Raw genomic sequence first — 26,128 nt, forward strand, 5'->3', positions numbered from 1 at the left:
GTAAAGTTTAACAACAAAATAACAATTATGAAAATCAAGACATTATATACGGTTTTTTTATCTACAATATTATCAGTGGGCCTGTTATCGGCACAATCGGATAAACCAGTAGATAATAAAAACAAAAACAAGGATGAAATTGTCCAAAAGAATAAAAATATCCAAGAGGAAAAAAAATCCTTAAAGGAAGAAATGAAGAATGCATCCCCAGAAGAGAAGGAGAAAATTCAAGCAAAAATTGATAATCTTCAAAAAATGGAAAAAGAGGATTTGAAAAAGATGAAGAAATATGAGAAAGAACAAGAGGAATATGAAGATGAACATGGTGTTCATAGACAAGATGGAATGAGAGAAGATAAAAAAGTAAAAATGGATGATCCTGAAATTGATGCTGGCAATAAACATGGAATGCACAAGACTGAAAATGATAATAATGGCAATGCGTATGGCAAAAACAAAGGATATTTAACCGGGAGAGAATTTGGTCAGGCTCGTGCTGCAGATGCACAATTTAAAATTAATAATGTTCAAGAAAATATTGAAGATAGACGTGATTTTATTAGCATAAGTAGAAACAGGATTGAGGCTGCAAAGGAGCGTGTTGTATTATTAGAAAAAGAAGGCGCCACACCAGAAGAAATAACAGAAAAGCGCCGAAAAATTCTTAACGCTGAAGAAAAGCTCAACAGGCTTGAGGAGCGTATCCAGGATGCAGAAGTAAGGTTGGGTAACCAAAGACAAAAATTAATGGCAGTGTATTCTGTAAAGGAATAATCAAATTGATTTAAATTTGAAGGCGTAAAGAGATTTACGCCTTTTTTATTTTCCAATCCTAACCAAACTATTTATAATGCGCTGTATCTTATCTATATTTTTTTGTGTTGTCTTAATTGGCTGCAAGGATAGTCCTGAAAAAGAGGAAAAATCTATTACTAGTTTAAAACCCGGTATATATCGCGTGGAATTGGAAACTATGGATGAGGGCAAATTGGCATTTAACATGAAGGTTAATTCAGCAAACGATTTGGAAATTTATAATGCTGAGGAGATTATTGAAGCTGAGGAAATAACGTATCACAATGATTCTGTAATGGTTAGATTTCCAGCCTTTGAAGGATTTTTAATTGGAAAAATAGAAGATTCTTTGGTTTCCGGATGGTTTGTCAAGGAAAGTCTTGACAGAAAAGTTCCTTTTCGAGCTCTTTTCGGTATTGAAACAAGATATACCATAGAAAATGAACCAAAGGCCAATATTCAAGGTAATTGGGAAGTAACATTTAGCCCTGATAATGTAGAGGAAATAGAAAAAGCAAAAGGCATTTTTGATCAGTCTGGAAATATAGTTACTGGTACCTTCAGGACCTTAACAGGGGACTATAGATTTTTAGAAGGAGTAATGGATGGAAATATCTTAAAGCTTTCCGCTTTTGATGGTTCCCATGCCTATTATTTTGAGGCTGAAGTTACCGATTCAACAATGGATGGAGCTTTTTATTCAGGAAGTCATTTTAAAGAGCCATTTATTGGGATAAGAAATGATGAATTTGAATTGGATGACCCTAACTCTTTAACCTACTTAAAGGAAGGTTATGACAGAATAGAATTTGAATTTCCTGATTCCAACGGCAACATGATTTCACTGTCAGACGAAGCCTTTGATAATAAAGTGGTTGTTCTTCAAATTATGGGGACATGGTGCCCGAATTGTTTAGATGAAACCCGATATCTTGCTGGATTTTATAATGATTTGGATGATCCAAATTTGGAATTTATAGGGCTTGCATTTGAATATGCAAAAACCGAAGAAAAGGCAATGGAAGGTTTAATCAGACTTCGCAATGATCTAGACGTACGATACCCCTTGCTACTCGCACAATTTGGAACTAGCAATAAGAAATTGGCTCAGGAAAAGCTTCCGATGCTCAATCAGGTATTATCTTATCCTACAACAATTATTTTGGATAAAAATAAAAATGTAGTGTCTATTCATACCGGTTTTAACGGTCCTGCTACCGGTGAGAAATATGAAATTTTTAAAAAGGAATTCTCTGAGACCATAAGTTATTTGCTAAATCAATAGGTTAAAGTATTCGAAATCATAGTCTTAAAAAACAGTTAATTAACAAAACCTGTTTAATTATTTAACGTTACACTAACAACTAGGAATTAGGTTTGGGGCTAATTTCATCATCGTAACTAATCAATTATATATGAAATACCATTTGGATTCAGCTTTTTTCAGTTTGAATTTTCCCCTCCCTTATCTTTTTAGATTGAAAATTTTAGTTGCTTAATAATTTATACATGGGCAATTATGGCGGTTAGTTTGCCGTTATTTCTTTGTAGTGGAATGTTAGACTAAACTGTTTCTATTTAACCATAGCATCAATCAAAAAACGAACATTCGTTTTATATCCGGTTTTTAACCGGATTTTTTTTAGCTAATATAGTTCCAAATATTCTTGTATTTAGATAGGTTTCTGTAGGTGTCTAGAATAACCTTATTCTGTTCATTGTTTAATGCAGGATCATCGGTAAGGATTTTTTTTGCATGATGTCTGGCTAATTGTAACAATTGTTTGTCCTTAACAATATTCGCTATCTTAAGATTTAAAACGCCACTTTGTTGGGTGCCCATTAAATCTCCAGGGCCTCTTAATTTCAAATCCACTTCTGCAATTTCAAAACCATCATTTGTTTTGCACATGGTCTGCAACCGCAATTTAGCATCATTACTAAGTTTATGGCTGGTCATTAAAATACAGTAGCTTTGATCGCCACCCCTTCCTACTCGCCCCCTTAATTGGTGTAATTGCGATAATCCAAACCTTTCGGCGCTTTCTATAACCATTACCGTAGCATTAGGTACATTAACCCCAACCTCTATGACTGTTGTGGCTACCATTATTTGGGTTTGGCCCTTGATAAATCGTTGCATTTCGTAATCCTTATCAGAGGCACTCATTTGTCCATGAACAATTGATATTTGGTAATCTGGCAAAGGAAATTCACGCACCACACTTTCGTACCCGTCCATTAAATCTTTATAATCTAACGCTTCACTTTCATTTATTAAAGGGTAAACGATATAGATTTGCCTACCTTTTTTTATTTCCTCCTTTAAAAAAGCAAATACTTTTAATCGATTATTGTCGAATCTATGTACCGTTTTTACCGGTTGTCTTCCAGGAGGTAATTCGTCAATAACAGAAATATCTAGATCGCCATAAAGAGACATAGCTAGAGTTCTAGGAATAGGGGTGGCGGTCATAACCAATATGTGTGGAGGAACTTCATTTTTGTGCCAAAGTTTGCTTCTTTGGGCAACCCCAAATCGATGCTGCTCATCAATTATTGCCAACCCTAAATTTTTAAATTTCACCTTATCCTCCAAGAGGGCATGAGTGCCAATTAGGATATTTAAATCACCATTTTCAAGGTTTTTGAAAATTTCTTTTCTACTTGAAGTTTTAGTTGACCCTGTAAGTAATTCTATTCTGATATTCAATTTATTACAATATTCAACTAATCCATTATAATGTTGTACTGACAAAATTTCAGTAGGAGCCATCAAGCATGCTTGATAACCGTTGTCAACCGCCATTAACATTGACATTAACGCTACTATTGTCTTGCCCGAACCCACATCACCCTGTAATAGTCTATTCATTTGGGCATTGCTTCCTAAATCAGCGCGTATTTCTTTTAAAACTCTTTTCTGTGCATTGGTTAAACCAAAGGGTAAATGGGTGTTGTAAAACTCATTAAAAATTTCTCCGACATGTTCAAAGGTCAATCCTTTAATTTTAGATTTGTGGATTAAATTTTTGATCAATAGTTGTAGCTGAATATAAAAAAGCTCTTCAAATTTTAATCTTATTTCAGCTTTTGAAAGCATTTCCGTGCTTTTTGGAAAATGAATGTTGAATAAAGCTGAAGATTTCCCAATTAATTTCAGTTCTTGCCTAAGAGCATCTGGAAGTGTTTCCTTGAATTTTCCATTACATTCCTTAAACAGCTCTTGCATTAAATTAATGATAACCCGGTTCGAAATCCCTTTGTTTGATAGTTTTTCAGTCGAGGGGTAAATGGCTTGCATTGCTGAACGAAGATGTTTTTCGTGTTCTTGCAGTAGTTCCATTTCTGGGTGCGCCATTGAAAATGTGCCATTGAACATATTGATCCGACCAAAAATCACATAATCTTGTCCAATTTTTAATTGCTGTTTAATCCACTTTTGCCCCCTAAACCAGACCAATTCCATCGATCCGGTTTCGTCTATAAAATTGGCAACTAAACGTTTGCCTTTCTTTTGGCTTACCTCCTTTAAATTGGAAATTTTACCGATTATCTGTATTTCGGAATTACTCTGGGATAATTCATTAATCTTGAAATACTTTGTTCGATCGATATAGCGGTTTGGAAAAAGGTTTAGGAGATCTTGATAGGTGTTTATTCCTAACTCAGAACGCAATAAATCGGCTCTATTTGGGCCGACTCCTTTCAAATAATCTATTGGGGTTTGAAGATTTGCATTCATAAAAACGAATATAATCCTTATACTTGGAAGATAAAACTAACTTGAACTCAGACCTATGAAAGCTTTGGTTATTTCCGGAGGTGGAAGTAAAGGTGCCTATGCGGGGGGTGTTTCCCAGTTTCTAATAGAGGAGAAAAACCGTAAATATGATATGTTCCTTGGAACCTCTTCAGGAAGCCTTTTAATACCCCATTTGGCCGTAAACAATATCCCTAAACTGTATAATATGTTTACCAATGTTAGTCAGAGGGATATATTCAGTGTTTCGCCTTTTGTCCAACACAGAAAGGAAAATAGGGAATATGTTTCAATTAATTATAAAAACACTTTACTGCAATTCATAAAGCGGAAGCGAACATTTGGTGAAAGCAAAAACCTCAGGAAAAGTATTTTTAAAAATTTCACTAGAGCTGAATACGATAAAATTAGAAGGAATGAATTAGATGTAATTGTAACAGTTTCTAATTTAACAATGAATAGGGTAGAGTATAAATCAATTAAAGATTGTACTTATGAAGAGTTTTGTAATTGGATTTGGATTTCGTGTAATTATATTCCTTTTATGTCTTTAGCAACGGTTAATGGGCATGAATATGCTGATGGTGGCCTTGGCAGTGTAGTTCCTATCCGAGAGGCCATAAACCGTGGTGCGACAGAAATTGATGCGGTTATTTTGGAAAGTGAGAATATGGAAGGCAACAAGGTGTTAGGAAAGAATCCTTTTTCGTTAATGTTGAATCTTTTTGGCCATTTACTGGACCAAGTTGAAAAAAATGACATTATAGTCGGGAAGTTGGCGGCTCAATCCAATGATGTAACGCTAAACTTATATTACACTTCCTCGAAACTAACCGAAAATTCATTAATTTTTAGTAAACGTCTTATGCGTTCGTGGTGGCAACAAGGTTTTGATTATGCAAAAGAAAAATATGGATCAAACGGTGGTAATTGATTTATTACCACATTTCTGAAACTTCTTTCTTGATGTACGAAAGTGCTGCGTCGCTCGGTGGAATTTTTTCCATCATTTCGGTTAAAACTACCTCGCGCAATTTATTTGCGCTATTCACCTTTTCTAACAAACCTGCTTTGCGAATCAACTGAATTGTAGCGTTTTTTGCTGCAGTAATAATGTTCCAGCAGTCGTCACTTAAGTAAATTTGCTGAGACATGTTATGCTCAAATTCCTGTTCAATTGTTGCTATAATTAAACTTTCATAAGATTCTTTATCTGAGGTACTTGGGTTAACTCTTGTAAGTAGTTTTGAAGGTCTAATCCGCTCACAAAAAATAGCCATTCGCTCATAGGCTTGTAATCGAATTGGTAAGGCATTAACCTTTAAATCTTTTTGAAGTATGAAGCGTCTTCTACCTTCTTCGTTTTTGGTGTGTTCCTTAAAAAAATAGAAGGCGATAAGTCCAACAATTAGAGAAGGAATTGCATAAAGGAACATGTCTAGGATTTTCAAATATTCCATAATTAGGTGGATTTAGGGTTAGTTTGCTTACCTCCCAAATATATGCAATCTTTTAAATCTTGCATAGATGTAAAGGCAACTGGAGTCTTTTTATAATTGTAGGTTTTGTCCAAATCTTCTGAAAGGTTATGGTCATCCACATTAACTTCAATGTCATCCATATCAAATTGGCAGGGATGTTCATATCCGGCAGCATGTGTAATTTCTAGAAATTCTTTTCTAAACGTTTTAAAATATTGGGCCATCCTGATTGATTTTAAATTGACATCTATACCATTTTGTAGCCATTTATTTTGGGTAGCCACTCCACTGGGACAATGGTTTGTATGGCATACCTGAGCTTGAATACATCCAATGCTCATCATGGCTTCCCGTGCAACATTTATACAATCTACTCCCATAGCAAATGCCATGGCGGCCTTGGCTGGAAAGCCTAATTTGCCACTTCCAATAAAAACAACCCGTTCTTCTAAACCCCGTTTTTGAAATAATTTATATATGTCGCTAAAACCATACACCCAAGGTAAGGATACATGATCAGCAAAACTTGGTGGTGCAGCGCCAGTTCCTCCTTCACCGCCATCTATTGTGATAAAGTCTGGACCCCTATTAGAAGCAACCATTAATGCTGCTAATTCCTCCCATTGTTCTAATTTCCCAATGGCAGCCTTGATACCGACAGGCAAACCCGTTTCCTCTGCTATTTTTTCTATAAATTCAAGCATTTCAGGAACATTGGAAAATGCCGAATGGCCCGGAGGGGACAAAACGTCTTTTCCCATTGGTACGCCCCTAATTTCGGAAATTTCGTGTGATATCTTTGCAGCCGGTAGTACACCCCCTTTACCGGGCTTTGCACCCTGGGATAATTTAATTTCAATTGCTTTGATAAACGGATAATCCTCAACCAATTTTTTTAATTTTTCCATGGAAAAATTTCCATGTTCATCTCTCACACCAAAGTAACCTGTTCCAAAATGAAAGACAATGTCACCACCATTTTTATGGTAGGGAGAAAGTCCTCCTTCACCAGTATTATGGTAGGCACCTGCGATTTTAACACCTATATTCATTGATTCTATAGCTTTTGCAGATAGTGAACCATAACTCATAGCGGAGACATTAATTATGGAACCTGGTCGATAAGGTTTTCTTCGTTTATTATAGGCACCAATAACCTTTGCGCAAGGAATAAAAGAATAGTCTTTTATGTTCGGATGATCAGGTTTTAATTGAAAGGGCATCATTGCATTACAAACAAAAATATGTTGATACTGAAAAATGTCTCTATCAGTACCAAATCCCTCATAATTATTTTCTTTTTTGGAGGAAGCGTATACCCAACCTCGTTCTATGCGATTAAAGGGCAGTTCCTCTCGATTGTTGGCAACCAGATATTGCCTTAATTCAGGTCCTATGCTTTCTAACCAATATCTAAAATGGCCTACAATTGGAAAATTATGTAGGATCGTATGTTTCCTTTGTAAAATGTCACAAATAGCTACTATAGCTAAAAATATCAATACCCAACCCCACCATGGTATTTGGCTTAGGAGATTTAAAATGATTTCCATTAAGCTTTATTTAAATAATCAAGAGCCAAATTGGTCATTGCTTCAACTCCAAGTTTAAGACCGCTCTCGTCTATCTGGAAATCTGGAGTGTGATGAGGATAAGCCTCAGTATTCCCTGGAGTCATACCTCCAAGATTAAAAAAGAATCCAGGTATTACTTCTTGATAAAAGGAAAAATCTTCACCACCAGTTGTGGCTTTCATTGTTACCACCTTATCTTCACCAGCCACTCGCTGTAAAGTAGGAAGCATCATATCTACCAATGAAGGGCTGTTATAGGTTATTGAAGTGTTATTTTGAAATTCTATTGTAGCCTCCCCGCCATAAGCCTTTGCAATGGTTGTTACCATTTCGGTCATCCTTCTAATTATCATTTCTTTCATATCTGGATCTAATGTGCGGACTGTACCGATTAGCTCAGCACTTTCAGGAATGATATTAAATCTTACTCCACTTGTTACTTTCCCTACTGTAATAACCGCTGCTTCTTTAGTAAGTTCGGCTTCTCGACTAATTATTGTTTGAAGACCGTCAATTATCTTGGCGGAAATAAGAATGGGATCAACACCCGACCAAGGTTGGGAGCCATGGGTTTGTTTCCCATTGATATTTATTACAAATCGTTCTACAGCAGCCATCATCCCTTCTTTTTTATATCGAATGGTTCCAACAGGTGTTCCAGAATTGATATGTAGTCCAAATATGGCATCTACATCAGGGTTTTTTAAGACCCCATCTTTTATCATGAGCTTTGCACCGCCTTCCTCGCCAGGAGGAGGCCCCTCTTCTGCAGGTTGAAAAATGAATTTTACAGTTCCATTAATTTGATTTTTATGTTTAGACAAAACTTCTGCAACGCCCATTAAAATTGCAGTGTGAGTGTCATGGCCACACGCATGCATAACGCCTGTTTGTGTGCCTAGAAACTCTGCTTGAACTTCAGATTTAAAAGGTAAACTGTTTCTTTCAGTAACTGGTAGGGCATCTATATCTGCTCGCAACGCTACTACCTTACCAGGTCGAGTTCCTCTTAAAATTCCCACTACACCTGTCTTTGCAACACCTGTTTTAACTTCTAAGCCTAGGGATTTAAGATGTTCAGCAATTTTTTCGGCAGTTTTAAATTCTCTATTAGATAATTCTGGATGTTGATGGATTTCCCTTCGCCATTCAATTACTTTATTCTCAATCGCATTAATGTCCTTTTGTATTACATTTTGTGAAAATGCCACCATTGGTATGAATGCAAATAGGAATGGAATTAATTTCATAGTAATACCGTTGATTTTTTATTTAAGTGAGCTTAAAGATATTGAAATTAAGTTGTATCATCGTACTTAGTAACAGAGGGCAATGAAAACATTTCTGAAAATTCTGGGAGTTGTTATTATAATTCTAATTGGGGTGGTAATTTATCTTGTAATTAACGCTAATTCTATTGCAGATGAAAAACTTAAAAAAGCATTTGCCAATTTACCCGAACATATAACAATAACATATGATGATTTAGAATTTAATTTGTTAGATGGAGATTTGAAATTCAATAACTCCAAAGTCCGTTTTAACAAAGAAGGTACTGATTCCATAAGATCTTTTATAGAAATTAGTGACATTTCCATATTAGATATAGACTACAGCGAGTACTTGTTTAATGACCAATTAATTATTGAATCACTCATACTTAATAATCCGGTAATTAATCATCAAATAGGAGAGAGTCCGGCTAAAAATAACAAGACAGATACTATTGGTAATAGTAGCAGTGATTCTAAAATTCCACTGCATATAGGTTCTTTAATCATTAAAAATGGAAGTGTTAATGTAAGATCTAAAAAACTAGATACGCTTGTTTTTAAAACGAATAACAGCAACATAACAATACAGGATGTTGAAATAAACAATACCGTTACAGATCTTCTACCCTTTACTTATTCAAATTACTCTGGATCTACTGAAAATTTGTTTGTAAAATTAGGCGACTTCGAAATTGCGACCATTAACAAAATGGGATTCGAAGATTATAATGTTTTCATGGAAGATGCGAACATTAAAACAAAATATTCCAAAACAGAATTATCTAGGATAATAACTAAGGAACGTGATTGGTACGATATACATATCGATTCTATTCAATTAAAACAAGTGCGTTTAGAACGATTTAACGATACCATTAGAAAATTCAATTCGGATCATCTTAAATTCTGTAACCCAGAAGTCACTATTTATAGAAATAAATTGGAAAGAGACCAATACAAAACAAAACATTATTACAGCTATGGTTTAAGACATTTGCCTTTTAGGATGGATATAGATTCGCTTGATATTTCTAATGGAACGGTTATCTATCAGGAAAAAGTTCACGTTGGGAAACAAGCCGGAGAGATTCGATTTCCTGAATTCTATGCGAATGTGAGTAATCTTGCAAATACAAATGATGAAGAGACCAAAATTTATGTAACTTCCAAATTCATGAAAAATACTCCAATTGAAGCGCAATGGTATTTTAAGGTAAGCGATACTATGGAAACTTTCACTTTTGAAGGTGATGTAGGCAGATTCCCCACCAATAATATAAATCAGTTTTCAGAAAACAACACTTTTGTGAGAATGGAAGGAACTCTTAATAGGACGTATTTTACAATTCATGGCAACCGCTATCAGAATACCATTAGGTTAAAAGTAAATTATGATGACTTTAGAATATCTATCCTAGATAAGGAAAAAGGGAAAAAGAAGAAAATCCTATCGGCTCTTGCCAATATCTTTATTAAAAAAGATAGTGATGGAGCATGGAAGGATTATAGAATTGGAGAGGCAACTCAACAAAGAATCTATCACAAATCTTTTTATGGCAATTTGTGGAAGATTTTGGGTGACGGGCTTGAACATGCAATGACAACAGTAAAAAAGGAATCAGACTAGTTCTAAATTTATCCGAATTTTGAACCTAATGTTCATAAAAAGTAATAACTGTGTCCTATATTCCATAGGACATTTTTTATTTTCACATCGTAAATTGCAAGGATTTTGGAGAAGTTTTTAGAACAACTGAATGATGCCCAATTAGCCCCTGTTTTACAGAAAGATGGGCCAATGATTGTAATTGCCGGTGCAGGTTCTGGTAAAACGCGTGTTTTAACTTATAAAATTGCTTATTTAATGAATGGGGGGGTGGACCCCTTTAATATTTTGGCATTAACTTTTACAAACAAAGCAGCGAGAGAAATGAAATCTCGAATAGCTACTATTGTTGGAGAAAGTGAAGCGAAAAACCTTTGGATGGGTACTTTTCATTCAATATTTGCTAGAATACTTAGGTTTGAGGCTGATAAACTAGGATATCCAAGCAATTTTACCATTTATGATACCCAAGATTCTCAAAGATTAATTTCTTCAATTATCAAGGAAATGAAATTGGATAAGGATGTTTATAAATATAAACAGATTTATTCTCGAATTTCCTCATATAAGAATAGCCTTATCACAGTTAAAGCCTATTTTCAGAATCCTGAATTAATGGAAGCCGATGCAATGGCTAAACGCCCTAAACTGGGTGAAATATATCAGGAATATGTAAAGCGTTGTTTTAAAGCTGGTGCGATGGATTTTGATGATCTGTTGCTAAAAACTAATGAACTATTAACAAGGTTCCCTGAAGTGCTAAGAAAATACCAGGATCGTTTTCGGTATATATTGGTAGATGAGTATCAAGATACCAATCATTCACAGTACTTGATTGTTAGGGCACTGTCGGATAGGTTTCAAAATATTTGTGTGGTTGGTGATGATTCACAAAGCATTTATGCATTTAGGGGGGCCAATATTAATAACATCTTAAATTTCCAAAGGGATTATGGGGATGTTAAGGTGTTTAGACTCGAGCAAAATTATCGTTCCACAAAAACGATTGTGCAGGCTGCCAATTCAGTCATAGATAAGAATCAGACCAAATTGGATAAGGTTATTTGGACGTCTAATGAAGAGGGACAAAAAATTATCGTTAATAGGTTGATGAATGATGGTGATGAAGGTCGATATGTTGCTAGTAGCATTTTTGAAAATAAAATGCAACAGCAAATGAAAAATAGCGAGTTTGCGGTTCTATATCGAACGAATGCGCAGTCTAGAGCTATTGAGGATGCTTTGAGAAAACGGAATATTCCTTATAGAATTTATGGAGGGCTTTCCTTTTATCAAAGGAAGGAAATAAAAGATGTGCTATCTTATTTAAGATTAATCATAAATCCAAATGATGAAGAGGCTTTAAAACGAGTAATTAATTTTCCTGGAAGGGGAATTGGCCAAACTACCATAGATCGTATTACCGTAACTGCAAGCGCACATGATACTACTTTGTTCGATGTAATGCAGCATACCGATAGATATCAAGTTAATATCAATGCTGGTACAAAACGTAAACTTGAGGAGTTTACAATAATGATTGAAAGCTTCCAGGTTATGAATAATAGCGCCAATGCTTTTGAATTAGCTGAACATGTTGTTAAGTCAAGTGGTTTGTTAAAAGAATTCAATAAAGATGGTACACCAGAAGGAATTACGCGGATTGAAAATATTGAGGAGTTATTGAATGGTATTAAGGATTTTGTTGAAGGACAAAGAGAATTAGCAGATTCTACAGGATCTTTAACTGAATTTTTGGAAGATGTTGCCTTGGCAACCGATTTAGATAATGATAAAGGTGATGACGACCGAGTTGCACTTATGACCATTCATTTGGCAAAGGGTTTAGAATTTCCAATAGTTTATATAGTTGGGATGGAGGAGGATTTGTTTCCATCAGCTATGAGTATGAATACCAGAAGCGAATTGGAGGAGGAGCGTAGGTTATTTTATGTGGCTTTGACAAGAGCTGAAAAGCAAGCTTTCCTGACCTATACCTTGTCTCGTTACAGATGGGGTAAACTTATAGATGCTGAACCGTCCAGATTTATTGAGGAAATAGATGAAAAGTTTATTAAAAATATAACACCGGTTGAGGACAGGAGAGTTAATCCAATGCTCAGTTCAGATATTTTTGGTGATGTTCCACCAAATGTTATCCGTTACAAAAAAGCGGAACCTCGTAAACCTAAACCTAGTTTTAACCCGCCAAAATCTCTCAAGCCAATAAGTAAAACTAAAACCTCTGAATTTTCAAATAATGAAACTTCAGTAACGAATTTGAATGTTGGTGATGTTGTGGAACATATGCGTTTTGGAAAAGGGGAGGTGCTTAAATTGGAGGGTTCGGGAGCCGACCAAAAAGCTGAGATTAATTTTGAAAACGGTGGTTTGAAAAAACTATTGTTAAGGTTTGCAAAGTTGGAGGTTATCGCTTAAACGATTTCAATAAACTATTTATTAGTTGATAATTTTTTGCTTTGTCAATTCTTTTAACATTTCTTCAGAAAATTTTGCCATAAGTGTTGACTCGCCTTTAGATAAATTTCCTTTAAGCACTTTAGTAAATACTGGACCCGAATCTTCCTTGTTGTAAAACTCTGCACTTACAGCAACCTCTTTAGATGTTTTAGTGCCCCCAGCAATCGGTACACTACTTCCTACATTTACTCTAAAGATGCCAACTTTTACCGGCTTTGTATGGACGTTGGCGCTAACCGATGGTGTCCTTTTGGACTTATAAGAAACTTCTGGATTGGCAAAAGCTATAAGACCGGTGATTCCCAATTCATGAATTTTAGCTAAAAACACCTCTTCGTCGCTTAAATCCTGTTCACTAATATTGCCTTGAGTGGTAATGGCACTATATCCTTTGGATTTTAAGACACCTGCCATTTTTAGTTCCATTTGTTTGGCAAGTTGTACATCATCAAATTTTGCAAGAACTAAAAATTTGTCCTCTTGAGAGAAGGAAAGTGAAATCCATAAAACAAATATTGTGACAACAGAAAATTTCATAATCATATATATAAAGATGATTTAAAGATAATTAATAAAGTTTAGGGTTGATCAATTTGTTGGATTGAACAATAATATTAAAGCGTAATTGAAAATTTTTACTCGTAAGAAATTTGCAAATTAAGCTGTAAATTTGGTTATCCTAAATTGCGATGGCTGAATTAATAAGAATTTACGAAGAAAACCCTCACCCCAGGGCTGTTAAAAAAGTTGTGGATGTGCTAAAAGCAGGTGGTTTAATTATCTATCCAACCGACACTGTTTATGGGTTAGGTTGTGATATTACAAACCATTCCGCCCTCGAAAAAGTTGCACTTATTAAGGGAGTAAAACTTGAAAAAGCAAACTTTTCTTTTGTTTGTTATGATTTAAGTAATCTCAGCGATTATGTAAAACAAATAGACACAGCCACTTTTAAAATATTAAAAAGGAGCCTTCCTGGTCCATATACATTTGTTTTACCAGGTTCCCGCAATCTTCCAAGTTCATTTAAAAAAAAGAAAACCGTTGGTATAAGAATTCCAAATAACAATATTGCACTTGAAATAGTTAAGCAATTAGGGAACCCAATTATTTCTACTTCTATTTATGATGAAGACGAGATTTTGGAATATACTACCGATCCCGAGCTGATTTATGAAAAATGGGAAAACCTTGTTGATATAGTTGTAGATGGTGGTTATGGAGGAAATCAACCTTCTACGATTATAGATTTATCTGAAGGTGAGCCGCTTGTAGTTAGGGAAGGGAAGGGTAGTCTTGATATTTTTTAAACTTATTGCAATAAAAAAGCCCAATTTAAATTGGGCTTTTTTATTATTATTCGACTGAAACTTAGTTAGATTCAGCTGATAAGTTTTTCATTTCTTCCTCAACCATTTCGTAGAACTGGTCAATTTTTGGCATAACCACGATTCTGGTACGTCTGTTTTTAGCTCTATTCTCAGCAGTATTGTTGTCTACTAATGGAACATAGTAACTTCTTCCTGCAGCAACCAATTGAGCAGAGTTTACACCAAGATCCTCTAAAACTCTAACAACAGAAGTTGCGCGTTTAACTGAAAGATCCCAGTTGTCTAACAATACACCTTTTTGGTAAGGAACATTGTCGGTATGTGCTTCAACCATACACTCGAAGTTAGGTTTGCTTTTAACAACTGTAGCAACTTTGTCTAATATTTCTTTTGCTCTTGTGCTAACATTGTAGCTTCCGCTTTGGAATAACAATTTATCTGCAATTGAAATAAACACAACACCTTTTTCAACATTTATTTCGATATCTGGATCATTAATACCAACGGCTTTCTTCAAGCTAGTAACAATGGCCAATGTAACACTATCCTTTTTTGTTAAAGCATCTTGTAATCGAGTAATTTTTAAGTCTTTTTCTTTTAGGCTCTCCAAAGTTTTTTCCACATTAGACGCTCCTTTCGCTGATAAAACTTGTAGATTGTCATTACTCTTTCTCAGGTCCGCTACTTGTTCCTGCATAGCCGCAACTCTTGCATCAGCAGCAGCTTTGTCAGACAAGCAGCTGTTCAATTTCACTGTAGCCGTATTCAAAAGATCTTGAGTTTCCTTTTGTTTAGCCTCTAATTCTGCATATTGTTTCTTCGACACACAACTTGAAAGAACAAGTAAAGCCGAAACACTCATCACCATTAATTTCTTCATAATAGTTTTTGGATTATTAGTTAATAATTACCGGACAAAATTAGCCAAAAACCACAGGTTTTATAAGGCGATTAACAAAAATTTTAACAAATTTATAAACAGTCAAATTTTTTGCAACCTCTAATAAAATAAGACCATACCACAGATTTTGTATCATAGTAATTGGTTTTTGATGAAGTCCAATTTGAGGACTTTCTGAAATCTTTGTAGTGGCTGTAGAATGAAAGATGGGCTTTTAAAATTGCCAGGGTATGGTTTGGTTTTAATTGAAAAAGAAATTTCGCTGCTGCAACACCGTCTAGTATAAGTCTAGACATAAGAATATTAAAATATCCCTTACCCACATTTTTTGTGATGGTATAAAGACTATTTCTAAAATTTAGAAATGTTTTGTTGGCAGTATGGTAAGTTAAGGTACCTCCTCCCAAATGGAATATCACAGAATTCGAAAGGTAGATTGCCTTGTGATTCTTATTAAAAGCTCTCCAACATAAATCTATTTCTTCCATGTGGGCAAAAAAGCGATCATCAAAACCTCCTAAGGATTTAAAAACCTCATTTTTTATAAATAGGCATGCTCCAGATGCCCAAAATATTACCTGCCTATCATCATATTGGTTATTATCTTTTTCAACAGTATCAAAAACTCTACCTCTACAATAAGGATATCCAAATTTGTCGATATATCCACCTGCAGCTCCTGCATATTCAAAAAACTCGGGATTTTTCAAATCAAGGATTTTAGGCTGAATTATACTAATATCAGTTTTACTCCCAAATTCATCAAGTATTGGTTTCAGCCAATTCTCTGTAACCTTTACATCACTATTCAAGAGACACAAAAAAGGTTCCTTTACGCTTTTTAAACCTTCATTATAACCGCCAGCATAACCTAGGTTAGAGGAAAGTTTAATAGTTTTTACCTCAGGAACCATCTGTAAATACTCTATTGATTGGTCCGTTGAAGCATTATCGATGACATAAATATTAGCCTCCTTGGAATATTTAATTACGGTAGGCAAATATTCTTTTAGGAGATGCGCGCCATTGTAATTTAGAATAACAACTGCAATCTTATTCAAATCCACCTTGTCTTATTATTTTTACTCATTAATATCTGGGTAGTTAGGTACATCCTTTAAAAAATGATAGGTTTCATTTTCTAAGTCTAATTTGCATATATAATGTTGCAGGCCATTTGTAACCATCAAATAATCTGATTTTAATGTTAAGTTGTATCTCGCAATTTGGTCGAAAGTGTCTTGGGTTATATTAATATTGGGAGCTTTACATTCAACGTTAAGAAATACAGAGCCGTCAGGTTTAAATGAAACAAGATCATAGCGTTTTGTTAATCCTGAAACTTTAAATGATTTTTCAACATTCATCAGAGAAATTGGAAATCCTTTATTCTCAACTAAATATTTAATGCAATGCTGTCTTACCCATTCTTCAGGCTGTATTAGCACAAATTTTTTGCGCACCTGATCAAAAATGCCCGTATTATTTTCCATATTTTTGAAACGGAAGTGATACTGAGGAAAATTAAGTTTTGGTAAGCTATCAAGCATAAATTCAAAGGTAATCCTAGCGATTTAATTTACAAACTACCTAAAGGTTTTCTGCTAATTTTTACAAATTTCAAAATTGAATGTTAGATCAGGTTAAAGAAATTATTAACGACATAAATGCTAAAAAATTCCAACCCATATATTTTTTGATGGGCGAGGAACCGTATTACATCGATCGGATTTCTGAATATATTGAAGATAACGTATTAAGTGAAGAAGAAAAGGGCTTTAACCAAGTGGTCTTATACGGTAGGGATGTTACAATGGATGATATTGTTGGCCAAGCAAAGCGTTACCCCATGATGGCAGAAAAACAAGTTGTTGTGGTTAAAGAGGCACAAGACCTTAGCAGGACAATAGATAAGTTAGAAGCCTATGCGAACAATCCCCAACCTTCAACAGTCCTTGTTTTAAATTATAAGTATAAGAAAATAGACAAAAGAAAAAGTCTTTATAAATCCTTGAAGAAGAACGCATTGGTTTTTGAGAGTTCCAAACTTTATGAAAACCAAGTGGCAGATTGGATTAGGAGAGTTATGGCGGGAGATGGCTATAATATAAGTTTTAAGGCTTGCCAAATGCTTGTAGAATTTCTCGGCAATGACTTAGGCAAAATTAATAATGAATTAAACAAACTTAAAATTGTTTTACCGTCTGAAACGGAGATAACTCCCGACCATATTGAGGAAAATATAGGTATTAGTAAAGATTACAATAACTTTGAGTTAATTAAAGCTATTGGAGAAAGAGATCAATTAAAGGCATATAGAATAATAGCATATTTTGGGGATAACCCTAAGGATAATCCAATGGTTGTTACAATTGCCCTGCTTTATAACTTTTTTAGATTGGTTTTAATATTGCATGGACTTGCCGACAAATCTCCCCGAAATGTTGCGTCTGCCCTGAAAGTAAATCCATATTTCGCCAATGATTATATTACGGCTGCCCGCAATTACTCCATGAAAAAAGTAAGTGCTATTATTTCTGAGCTCCGATCTGCAGATTTAAAGGGAAAAGGTGTTGGTTCTAGAGCCATTCCTCAAAAGGATTTGTTAAAGGAATTAATGGTTGCCATATTTTCCTGAGCCTAAATTAAAACTCCTTAACATTTACTGATAAACTTAGGTTAAACCAATCTCAAAGTTTGGGTTAGGGTAGATATCTCTATAACTTAGAGTAAGTTTAATTGAAAAAATAAATCAAAATATTATGGAAAATTTAGGTAGAAAACGTGTTGCAATCTTAGCAACCAACGGATTTGAGGAAAGTGAACTGAGTGAACCTAAAAAGGCATTGGAAAAAGCAAATGCTGAAGTTCATATAGTGTCATTAGATTCCAATCCTATTAAAGGATGGAAAGACGGTAATTGGAGTAATACGTATAATGTAGACAAAACAATTGAAGAAGTATCGCAGAAAGATTATAATGCTCTGGTTCTACCAGGTGGAGTTTATAATCCAGATATTTTAAGAAGAAATGAAAAGGCTGTTAATTTCGTTCGTTCCTTTTTTGAAAATCATAAGCCTGTAGCTGCCATTTGCCATGGACCATGGTTATTGGCTGAGGCAGGGGTGCTAAAAGGGCGAAAAATTACATCATTCAATTCAATAAAAACTGATATGGTAAATGCTGGAGCAAACTGGGTAGATGAGGAAGTTGTAGTTGACGCAGGATTGGTTACCAGTAGGTCTCCAAAAGATTTACCAGCCTTCAATAGTAAGTTGGTTGAAGAAGTTTATGAAGGAAAACATGAGGAGCAAATGGCGTAATCATGGCTAAATAAAAAGATTATGGTCCATCTGTTTTAGATGATGCCAAATATGAGGCATTGCGAAATCAAGGTTATAGCAAAGAGAAATCTGCTCGAATTGCTAATTCCAATAATCCCGGAAAGAAGGGAGGCAAATCAGAGCCTTATGAAGAACGTTCAAAAGAAGAACTATATGACAAGGCGAAGGAAATAGGAATTGAGGGCAGAAGTAAAATGAATAAGGAAGAATTGATATCAGCCTTGAGAAACCAATAATCTAAGTCTTTTTCAAAATTGCAAAGCGGCACCAAGTGCCGCTTTTTATTTTATAATTATTTACAGTATTCCAATAATTTTGTCTTTTTACTATAAAAATTTAAAGGAAAGGTTATTCCATTTTGTGAGGTCTTTAAGTAAAATGTGTCTTAATTAAATACGGTTGATTGTTTGGTAAGACGTTTAAGTCCTTTAAAGTCTAAAATAATTACCAACTTTTTTGTAACTTAAGGCTTAATAATCAACAATTTAATATCAATGGGAACGATTAAATCACTTAATAAGTGGGCTAATGCGCATACGTATTACCCATTGGATGTAATTAGGGTGGCACTGGGTGTTTTTCTTTTTGTTAAAGGGATTCATTTTTTAAGTAACTCTCAGATGTTGTTGGATCTTTTTACACCAATTCAGAACATGGCGGGCGGGATGATAATACTTCACTATCTGGCCCCAGCACATTTTATAGGAGGCATTCTAATAGCCTTTGGATTATTGACAAGATGGGCAATTATTGCTCAGCTTCCAATTTTAATTGGAGCTATCCTTATCAATTTTGTTGGAGATATGCATACCAGTAACTTGGTAATGGCCTCCATTACATTTATAGTTTGTCTGTTTTTCCTTTTTTATGGATCTGGGAAACATTCGGCTGACTATTATTTTAAAATGCAGAAATAATTAGAATTAAGGTAACGGTATCTAAAACAAAATTATGTGGGTGTTTCTAAATAGGGGACATTAATAGGATTTTTTTGCCCGATTAGAATTTATTGGATTTATTTAAAAGGTTTGAAAGTTCAATATTATATTCAAATTGAAGATCCTCATGTAGCTTTTTAAGAGTCGATTTAAGAATTTGAATTTCCCTCAAATACAGTTTTGTAAGTGAGTTGTTGTTAAATATTGAGGGGTTCAATTCCAATAATGCTTGGGCAAATTTTAAATGAATCAAAAATTCGGTTTCTTTCTTGCCTGAATAACGAATGAACTTTCGGAGTTGCCTTAAAATCTTTCTAATGGATTTTTTTATGTAGTAATAATTCTTGGTATTTATCTCCTCGAAGGATGTATCAATATAATCACTAATCGCAGCAACATAGCTCTCTTCATTTTCAGATTCAAATAAACAATAGGTAAGCAATTCCTTATTATCAATTTTAAACCTTGCAAGACGAAGACATAGCTCCCTCAATTGGTCTTCAGATAAGTATTTAAGTTCTTTTCGGATTTGGGCTAATGAAGCTGGCTTCATTTTGAATAGTATTGTTGGATAAGCTTTTTCACCTTAAAAAGTCGATAAATTCCAATTAAGAGTAAGATCGGGCTTGATATTAAAAGTAAAAGACCAAAAGATTTTAATTCATAAAACAATTCAATTTTCAGAATTGTGAGACCAGTTCCAAGAAATACAAAAAACGTTCTGAAATACGCCAAAAAAGTTCTTTCATTAGCCAACTTAGTTCTCTCAATGGCTAACCAATCTCGAGTTATTAATTCTTCATTCATTTTTTCCATTTATCTATAGCGTATTTACCTGCGCCAGTTAATAATATTGTTATAAAGCCTATAGCATATAAAAATGCTTTTTCTCGCCTACCAAAATCATCATCGGAATGGACCAAAATAAATGCCACTAACATGGTTATGATGGGAGGTATTGTGGCAAGTCGGGTTTTGTAACCAATAATTACAAAAATTGGTCCTACAATTTCAGCTGTGAGAACCAATATTAAAGATAGAGTTCCCCCAAAACCTAGAGGATCAGAGAATTGAGACGGATCATTAAACAGATACTTTGTTTTAGGAATGCCATGTGTCAGCATGCCGACGGAAATACTAATTCTTAAAATTAATAAACCGATGCTTAAACCATTTTTAATCATAATTTAATAAGATTATAATAGCAGTAAAATAAATAAAAAAGGAACTATTATAATCAGTATGATTAACGGAGTTTTGGAAATTCTTCCGGATTTACTTCATGCATTAAATTATAAACCGACTCAAAAATATCCTCAGTTGAAGGTTTGGAAAAATAATCACCATCAGATCCGTAAGCTGGTCTATGTTCCTTTCCTGTTAATGTTTTAGGCGGGCTATCTAGGTATTGAAAACCTCCTTGTTTGTTAATAATTTCATCCATTATATAGGCTGTGGCCCCTCCGGGTACATCCTCATCAATAACCATCAAACGATTAGTTTTGGCAACACTTTTAACCAAATCCTGATTCACGTCTAATGGAACCAAGGATTGTACATCAATCACCTCTGCATCAATACCTACTTCTAAAAGTTCTTTTGCGGCTTGTTCAACTAATCTTAGGGTAGCTCCATATGAAACTAAAGTTATCATACTGCCCTCCTTAATTGTTTCAACTACACCAATTGGAGTTTTAAATTTCCCAATGTTTTTAGGAAGTTTTTCTTTCAACCTGTAGCCATTTAAACATTCCACAACCAATGCGGGTTCATCACTTTCCATCAGGGTATTATAAAAACCTGCTGCTTTGGTCATATTTCTAGGTACAAGTATGTTTATCCCTCTTAATAAGTGAATTAATGCTCCCATTTGGGAACCAGAATGCCAAATACCTTCTAATCGATGGCCACGAGTTCGTATAATTAATGGTGCCTTTTGTTTCCCGAAAGTTCGATAATGTAAAGTAGCGAGATCATCACTTAAGGTTTGAACCGCATAAAGTATATAATCTAAATATTGAATTTCAGCTATAGGTCGTAAACCTCTTAATGCCAATCCAATGCCTTGTCCAATAATGGTAGCTTCCCTTATTCCCGTGTCACCAATTCTTAGTTCTCCATACTTTTCTTGTAAACCTTCAAGTCCTTGGTTAACATCCCCAATATTACCTGTATCCTCACCAAAAATTAAGGCTTCAGGATGTGTTGCAAATATGGCGTCAAAATTTTCACGTAATATAATCCTGCCATCTACCTCACCTGCATCAGGTTCATATACTGGCGGAACCTCTTTTACATGAAATACATTTTTATCAGAAGCACTATACAATAAAGAGCTGTATTTTGGTTGAATTTCTTTGAAGAAATTATTAATCCAATTTTGAAGCTCCTCTTTTGCTGCAAATGTTTCCCCTATCACATACCGCAAAGCTTTCCTGGCGGTTGATATAACATCTTTTCGGATAGGTTCTTTTATAATTGCTAAGTCCTTATGTAGTTTTTGAATAAAGGGCGAATTGTCACTTTTTTCTATTAGCTTATCTAAGATTTGTAAAAGTTCATCCCGCTCAGCGAGTATTGGCTCTTGGTAGGCTTCCCAAGCCGCCTTTTTGCCATCACGAACCCTTCGTTTCAGGGACCGCTCTAATTCAGCTAAACTTTCTTCAGTGCTAATATTATTAGAAATCATCCACTGCCGCATCTTGGCAATGCAATCGAACTCCTTTTCCCACTCTAACCTATCTGGGCTCTTATAACGCTCGTGAGAACCTGAAGTAGAATGCCCTTGTGGTTGGGTTAATTCTTCTACATGGATTAAAACAGGCACATGTTCTTCTCTGGCGATCCGGCCTGCGTATTGGTAAGTTTCTATCAAGGCCGGATAATCCCATCCTTTAACCGTTAAAATTTCAAAGCCTTTATGGTCTTCATCTCTCTGAAAACCTTTTAAAACTTCCGAAATACTTTCTTTTGTCGTTTGGTATTTCGAGGGAACAGATATACCATATCCATCATCCCAAACACTTATCACCATTGGTATTTGTAAAACACCTGCAGCATTTATCGCTTCAAAAAATAATCCTTCACTTGTGCTTGCATTTCCGATGGTGCCCCAGGCAACCTCGTTACCATTTTTAGAGAACTTGGTTGCATCAATATCTTTTAGATTTCTATAGATCTTCGATGCCTCAGCTAAACCTACCAATCTGGGCATTTGCGCCGCAGTAGGAGAGATGTCTGAACTAGAGTTCTTTTGTTTTGTTAAGTTTTTCCAATGTCCGTTTTGATCTAGGCTATGAGTAGTAAAATGGCCTCCCATTTGTCGGCCTGCTGACATAGGATCCTTTTCTATGTCTGTGTGGGCGTAAAGACCCGCAAAAAACATTTCAATCGTAAATTCTTCTATCGCCATCATAAAGGTCTGGTCGCGATAATAGCCGGCACGGAAATCACCATCCTTAAATGCTTTGGCCATTGCCAATTGAGGCAACTCTTTTCCTCCTCCAAATATTCCGAATTTTGCTTTTCCTGTGAGTACCTCTCTTCGACCTAATAGACTACATTCTCTACTTATTACGGCTGTTCTGTAATCCTTTAAGATTTCGGTCTTAAAGTCTTCAAAAGTCATAACGTCATTAGTGGATAGATTCAAAACTTATAGGAATTGGAATTAAAACACGCAAAGGTAACTAAAGTTTTCAATTTTAACAATATGCTAAAATTACAAAGTTTGAAAAATTATCATTTTTACATAATAAAAATTGATAAATTGACAATTTATTTGAATATTACCACTAATCCTTAAAAATTATTTAATACCAACGGCGACGGAAAAGTCCTAAAAGTGCTTGAGGATCAACTGTAAATACGAATCGTATTTTTTGGTCGTAATTTGGTTGGGCAATTTCCCAACCAAGATTGGAGTAGACCGGGAAGTAAACTTCAAAATAGTCGGCAACTAAATTTAATCTGATGCCCGAATCGTAAACAAATCTAGCGCTGGAATCTTTATTTTTCAAAAATCCTACGTCTCCATAGGCCTCAATAATGTTCCAGATTGTATAACCTAAATTGACGGTTGTCATCCATTGATTGGCAAAGCTTTCCTCCAAGACAGATTTAAATCCTCCTTCCGCAATAATCAATTGCTGGCTAAAAATCCCAGAAGATTCAGACCGACCTAAATAATTATAATCGAATAGATAATCTGTAGGTCTATCCAGGGCAAAACTGAAATAATTCGATTCTGGATTAGTTTTATTATATAAGAATAATCCAGCAAAGGTTCTAAAACTGAAAAGCCTATTGGTTTGGGATAAATGACGGAACTCGTAATTAAATGAAAGCTTACCAAACTTTGGTCCGAATTGCAGGTCCGAAAACCAACTCTTATACTTAATAAGTCCCTTGTTAGAATTTATGTACCGAAGATTGAATACGGAATAATTTGGCTCAGTTAGAGTAATTTGTGCGTTATCGCCTAAATGTCTATCGATACTTAAGTATCTGAAGTTTAAATATTTAGATTCGTTTGACCGAAAATCATCTTCATTCCTGAAAAGAAAGGAAACACTTGGTGTTAGGACTCTAACGAAAGCATCTCTACCATAGGATCGGTAAGAACCACCAAAACCATAGGTTATATTATATAGGTCTCTATCCTCGATATTATGTGTAAACGAAACCGAACCTCCACCTGTAAGTATTTTTGATTTTGTGCCGAATTGCGGAGCGAACTTATAATTAAACTTTTTCCTTAGTATTGTTTTATTGTAAAATTTTGCCCCAATAGTAATTCCGTCATAAATATTCCGAAATTCCAACATTGGCATCAAAAACACTTGATTGTAATTAGGATCTTCAAAATCCTTGAATAATCTGATTTGCAAAGGACGGTGGTTAAAAAAGAAGCCTTTTTTGGATTTCCAATTGTCCCTGAGATTGAACTCTGGTATTGTCTGATCATAATTTAAGGCAAACTTGTCACCATTTTCCTTTGGTATAGTTATAGTCTTTTCCTTACCGACATCCTCTATCCACCTTTTGGCAATGACATTATCATTTTGAAGGGTAAATAAGGAAATAGGCATATTGCTTTTCCTTTTATTGCGAATGGTTATGGCAATTGAGTCCTCTAGTGTCTCTAAACTTTTTATCTTATAATCAATCTTTTTACGGGAGTTGATATAGTCTCCAAAAAACCAATTTACATCCTTTTCTGTGCTCTCTTGAATGATCTCCTCAAACTTTTCTGATTTGGTAAGTTCTAACCGATTTTCATCCATCAATTTGCGAATAGACTTTTCTACTACATCTGAATTTACAAAATCGTCTAGGTATCTAAGTCCGACTCCAGCCTTATATTTATTGGCAATTCTTGCATTGAATTTAAGTAATGAATCCTTTGCCGTAGTTAAAGGTTGATCGCGATTGGTCCTTGCCATTTGCATAAAAAACAGATTGAATTGCTCATTAAACAAGAGATCTGCAGCATGAAAGGCCTTAATGCCCCAAAAATCTGCCCATTTCCCAATTAGTTTTAAGTCCGGATAATAGGTTTCCATATATTTCATCATATAAAATATTTGAATTCCATCCGAAAGCCAATTATCTTCCCTAGGATTAAAAAGAAGCGAATTTTCAACGTATCGTTTTAAGGCTGTTTTGAGGAGTTTTAATTCGAACTCAAATCCATCTGAAAATGGACTTAAAAAATTGGGTAATTGGTTTAACCCATATAAAGGTTCATGCTTATAATCAATGCTCGTTAAAAGCATCTGTTCATGAGGATAAGTACCCAGGTTATTCGTCAGAAAAGAAGTAATACGGTCAGTAATGAGAGCCGTTTGCATTGGCATTACCTTCTTGTCTGAGATATCCGTTAGAACTGTAAAATTATCTGTTTGTATAAACTTGAAATTGGCTTGCCTCTGTAAATACAGGTCTGTGTTTATTCGATCCTTACCTGAGAAGGTCATTTTTTGTCCACGTGTAGTTAATTCTGTACCAACCAAGTTTAATTCTGAAATGGCAATATAATTTCTTGGGAATTCTAATTTTAGAACGATGTCTGCCTTTGGTGTGTAGAGGTCGTATATATTTTTATTACTGAAATAATGCCAAGTACCATTAAAAACAGCAGGCACTATATACCAATATTTTAGTTTGAAATTACTATCCTCCGTAAAACCAAAGCTTGTGAATTCATCGTTTGGGATAATTAAGTCGTATGAAAGATTTAAGGTGTAATATTCTCCTGGATTAATTATTTCTGCAAGAAATACTTTTATAATATCAGGATGGTCAGGAAGGTATTCAAAATTAAGACTCTCTAAGCTTGCATTTGTAATAATTTCAATATTTGTATATCCTCTTTCTCCTTTTCTGGCAAAATGAAATTTGCTGTCAAATTCTTCTGTGAATCGCTTTGCTAATGGAGTATTTTTTGTGGAGTAACTATTGTTCCAATCTTGTAGATAAATAACTTGTAATGGCTGATTGCCCTCATTTTTGTACTGTAATTGTTGCTCTACTTTTATAGTTTTTGTATTTACTTCAAAATAGGCATTTACCTCCATTTTGTTTTGACCGTAAACCAAAATGGAAAAAAGTAAAAAATTAAGACATAAAACTTTTGTCA

The 26,128-nt window shown here is 34.8% G+C and carries 22 protein-coding genes and 1 pseudogene; 10 read left to right on the forward strand and 13 right to left on the reverse strand.

The window, feature by feature from the left end; translation table 11 throughout:
- Nucleotides 1-27: 27 nt before the first annotated feature.
- Together ISU00_RS13960 and ISU00_RS13965 are read left to right on the forward strand one after the other, a co-directional pair.
- On the forward strand, nucleotides 28-774 hold the full coding sequence (locus ISU00_RS13960) for a hypothetical protein (protein ID WP_228851287.1): 747 nt from the start codon (nucleotides 28-30) through the stop codon (nucleotides 772-774).
- Nucleotides 775-850: 76 nt separating this feature from the next.
- Nucleotides 851-2,080 (forward strand): peroxiredoxin family protein, encoded by a 1,230-nt coding sequence (locus ISU00_RS13965; RefSeq protein ID WP_228851288.1) that lies wholly within the window; start codon nucleotides 851-853, stop codon nucleotides 2,078-2,080.
- A gap of 357 nt (nucleotides 2,081-2,437) precedes the next feature.
- Here the strand turns inward: ISU00_RS13965 and recG are convergent, their stop codons facing one another.
- Nucleotides 2,438-4,540, reverse strand: coding sequence for an ATP-dependent DNA helicase RecG (recG, locus tag ISU00_RS13970; protein WP_228851289.1), 2,103 nt, complete (start codon nucleotides 4,538-4,540; stop codon nucleotides 2,438-2,440).
- Between the two features lie 55 nt (nucleotides 4,541-4,595).
- Here recG and ISU00_RS13975 point away from each other — a divergent pair, with 55 nt between their 5' ends.
- Complete coding sequence (locus ISU00_RS13975) at nucleotides 4,596-5,492, forward strand: patatin-like phospholipase family protein (protein ID WP_228851290.1); 897 nt, start codon at nucleotides 4,596-4,598, stop codon at nucleotides 5,490-5,492.
- A gap of 4 nt (nucleotides 5,493-5,496) precedes the next feature.
- Here ISU00_RS13975 and ISU00_RS13980 read toward each other — a convergent pair whose 3' ends face one another.
- Genes ISU00_RS13980 through ISU00_RS13990 form a run of 3 tightly spaced genes read right to left on the reverse strand, consistent with a single transcriptional unit; the run spans nucleotide 5,497 to nucleotide 8,827 of the window.
- The gene (locus tag ISU00_RS13980) at nucleotides 5,497-6,018 is read right to left on the reverse strand and encodes a DUF7935 family protein (RefSeq protein WP_228851291.1); all 522 of its coding nucleotides are present in this window, start codon (nucleotides 6,016-6,018) and stop codon (nucleotides 5,497-5,499) included.
- A gap of 2 nt (nucleotides 6,019-6,020) precedes the next feature.
- Nucleotides 6,021-7,592: an FMN-binding glutamate synthase family protein gene (locus ISU00_RS13985; RefSeq protein ID WP_228851292.1), complete on the reverse strand. Its 1,572-nt coding sequence runs from the start codon at nucleotides 7,590-7,592 to the stop codon at nucleotides 6,021-6,023.
- Complete coding sequence (locus tag ISU00_RS13990) at nucleotides 7,592-8,827, reverse strand: amidohydrolase (RefSeq protein WP_228853738.1); 1,236 nt, start codon at nucleotides 8,825-8,827, stop codon at nucleotides 7,592-7,594. The genes ISU00_RS13985 and ISU00_RS13990 overlap by 1 nt, the downstream gene beginning before the upstream one ends.
- A 118-nt stretch (nucleotides 8,828-8,945) precedes the next feature.
- On the opposite strand from ISU00_RS13990, the gene ISU00_RS13995 reads away from it, so the two are divergent.
- Both ISU00_RS13995 and ISU00_RS14000 read left to right on the forward strand, forming a co-directional pair.
- Entirely contained in the window at nucleotides 8,946-10,514 is a 1,569-nt protein-coding gene (locus ISU00_RS13995) for a hypothetical protein (RefSeq protein WP_228851293.1), read from the forward strand.
- A 105-nt stretch (nucleotides 10,515-10,619) separates the two neighbouring features.
- Nucleotides 10,620-12,932 (forward strand): ATP-dependent helicase, encoded by a 2,313-nt coding sequence (locus tag ISU00_RS14000; RefSeq protein WP_228851294.1) that lies wholly within the window; start codon nucleotides 10,620-10,622, stop codon nucleotides 12,930-12,932.
- Between the two features lie 21 nt (nucleotides 12,933-12,953).
- Here the strand turns inward: ISU00_RS14000 and ISU00_RS14005 are convergent, their stop codons facing one another.
- Nucleotides 12,954-13,511, reverse strand: coding sequence for a hypothetical protein (locus ISU00_RS14005; protein WP_228851295.1), 558 nt, complete (start codon nucleotides 13,509-13,511; stop codon nucleotides 12,954-12,956).
- A 152-nt stretch (nucleotides 13,512-13,663) separates the two neighbouring features.
- Between ISU00_RS14005 and ISU00_RS14010 the strand changes: the two genes are divergently transcribed.
- A complete protein-coding gene (locus ISU00_RS14010; RefSeq protein ID WP_228851296.1) occupies nucleotides 13,664-14,284 on the forward strand; it encodes an L-threonylcarbamoyladenylate synthase in 621 nt (206 codons plus the stop codon).
- A 61-nt stretch (nucleotides 14,285-14,345) separates the two neighbouring features.
- On the opposite strand, the gene ISU00_RS14015 is transcribed toward ISU00_RS14010, so the two are convergent.
- The 3 genes from ISU00_RS14015 to ISU00_RS14025 form a co-directional block, all read right to left on the reverse strand.
- The gene (locus ISU00_RS14015) at nucleotides 14,346-15,185 is read right to left on the reverse strand and encodes an OmpA/MotB family protein (RefSeq protein ID WP_228851297.1); all 840 of its coding nucleotides are present in this window, start codon (nucleotides 15,183-15,185) and stop codon (nucleotides 14,346-14,348) included.
- A 92-nt stretch (nucleotides 15,186-15,277) separates the two neighbouring features.
- Nucleotides 15,278-16,273 carry a glycosyltransferase family 2 protein gene (locus tag ISU00_RS14020; protein ID WP_317174312.1) on the reverse strand — a complete coding sequence of 332 codons (996 nt, stop codon included), beginning with the start codon at nucleotides 16,271-16,273 and terminating at the stop codon, nucleotides 15,278-15,280.
- 15 nt (nucleotides 16,274-16,288) lie between these two features.
- On the reverse strand, nucleotides 16,289-16,699 hold the full coding sequence (locus ISU00_RS14025; protein WP_228851298.1) for a type I restriction enzyme HsdR N-terminal domain-containing protein: 411 nt from the start codon (nucleotides 16,697-16,699) through the stop codon (nucleotides 16,289-16,291).
- A gap of 137 nt (nucleotides 16,700-16,836) precedes the next feature.
- Between ISU00_RS14025 and holA the strand changes: the two genes are divergently transcribed.
- From holA to ISU00_RS14045, 4 genes and pseudogenes are all read left to right on the forward strand, one after another.
- Entirely contained in the window at nucleotides 16,837-17,844 is a 1,008-nt protein-coding gene (holA, locus tag ISU00_RS14030; protein WP_228851299.1) for a DNA polymerase III subunit delta, read from the forward strand.
- Nucleotides 17,845-17,968: 124 nt separating this feature from the next.
- Nucleotides 17,969-18,529 carry a type 1 glutamine amidotransferase domain-containing protein gene (locus ISU00_RS14035; protein WP_228851300.1) on the forward strand — a complete coding sequence of 187 codons (561 nt, stop codon included), beginning with the start codon at nucleotides 17,969-17,971 and terminating at the stop codon, nucleotides 18,527-18,529.
- A gap of 26 nt (nucleotides 18,530-18,555) precedes the next feature.
- Nucleotides 18,556-18,786, forward strand: a pseudogene (locus ISU00_RS14040) (DUF7218 family protein); the annotation flags it as partial.
- A gap of 258 nt (nucleotides 18,787-19,044) precedes the next feature.
- Complete coding sequence (locus ISU00_RS14045) at nucleotides 19,045-19,467, forward strand: DoxX family protein (RefSeq protein WP_228851302.1); 423 nt, start codon at nucleotides 19,045-19,047, stop codon at nucleotides 19,465-19,467.
- A gap of 82 nt (nucleotides 19,468-19,549) precedes the next feature.
- Here the strand turns inward: ISU00_RS14045 and ISU00_RS14050 are convergent, their stop codons facing one another.
- The 5 genes from ISU00_RS14050 to ISU00_RS14070 form a co-directional block, all read right to left on the reverse strand.
- Nucleotides 19,550-20,041 carry a hypothetical protein gene (locus tag ISU00_RS14050; RefSeq protein WP_228851303.1) on the reverse strand — a complete coding sequence of 164 codons (492 nt, stop codon included), beginning with the start codon at nucleotides 20,039-20,041 and terminating at the stop codon, nucleotides 19,550-19,552.
- A complete protein-coding gene (locus ISU00_RS14055) occupies nucleotides 20,038-20,304 on the reverse strand; it encodes a DUF202 domain-containing protein (protein ID WP_317174313.1) in 267 nt (88 codons plus the stop codon). The genes ISU00_RS14050 and ISU00_RS14055 overlap by 4 nt, the downstream gene beginning before the upstream one ends.
- Nucleotides 20,292-20,672: a DoxX family protein gene (locus ISU00_RS14060; RefSeq protein ID WP_228851305.1), complete on the reverse strand. Its 381-nt coding sequence runs from the start codon at nucleotides 20,670-20,672 to the stop codon at nucleotides 20,292-20,294. Before ISU00_RS14060 ends, ISU00_RS14055 begins: the two co-directional genes overlap by 13 nt.
- 62 nt (nucleotides 20,673-20,734) lie before the next feature.
- The gene (locus ISU00_RS14065) at nucleotides 20,735-23,116 is read right to left on the reverse strand and encodes an alpha-ketoacid dehydrogenase subunit alpha/beta (protein ID WP_228853740.1); all 2,382 of its coding nucleotides are present in this window, start codon (nucleotides 23,114-23,116) and stop codon (nucleotides 20,735-20,737) included.
- 184 nt (nucleotides 23,117-23,300) lie between these two features.
- Nucleotides 23,301-26,066 carry a metalloprotease gene (locus ISU00_RS14070; protein WP_228851306.1) on the reverse strand — a complete coding sequence of 922 codons (2,766 nt, stop codon included), beginning with the start codon at nucleotides 26,064-26,066 and terminating at the stop codon, nucleotides 23,301-23,303.
- Nucleotides 26,067-26,128 lie beyond the last annotated feature (62 nt).

It is taken from the genome of Aegicerativicinus sediminis, assembly GCF_015476115.1.
GTDB classification, from domain to species: Bacteria; Bacteroidota; Bacteroidia; order Flavobacteriales; family Flavobacteriaceae; genus Aegicerativicinus; species Aegicerativicinus sediminis.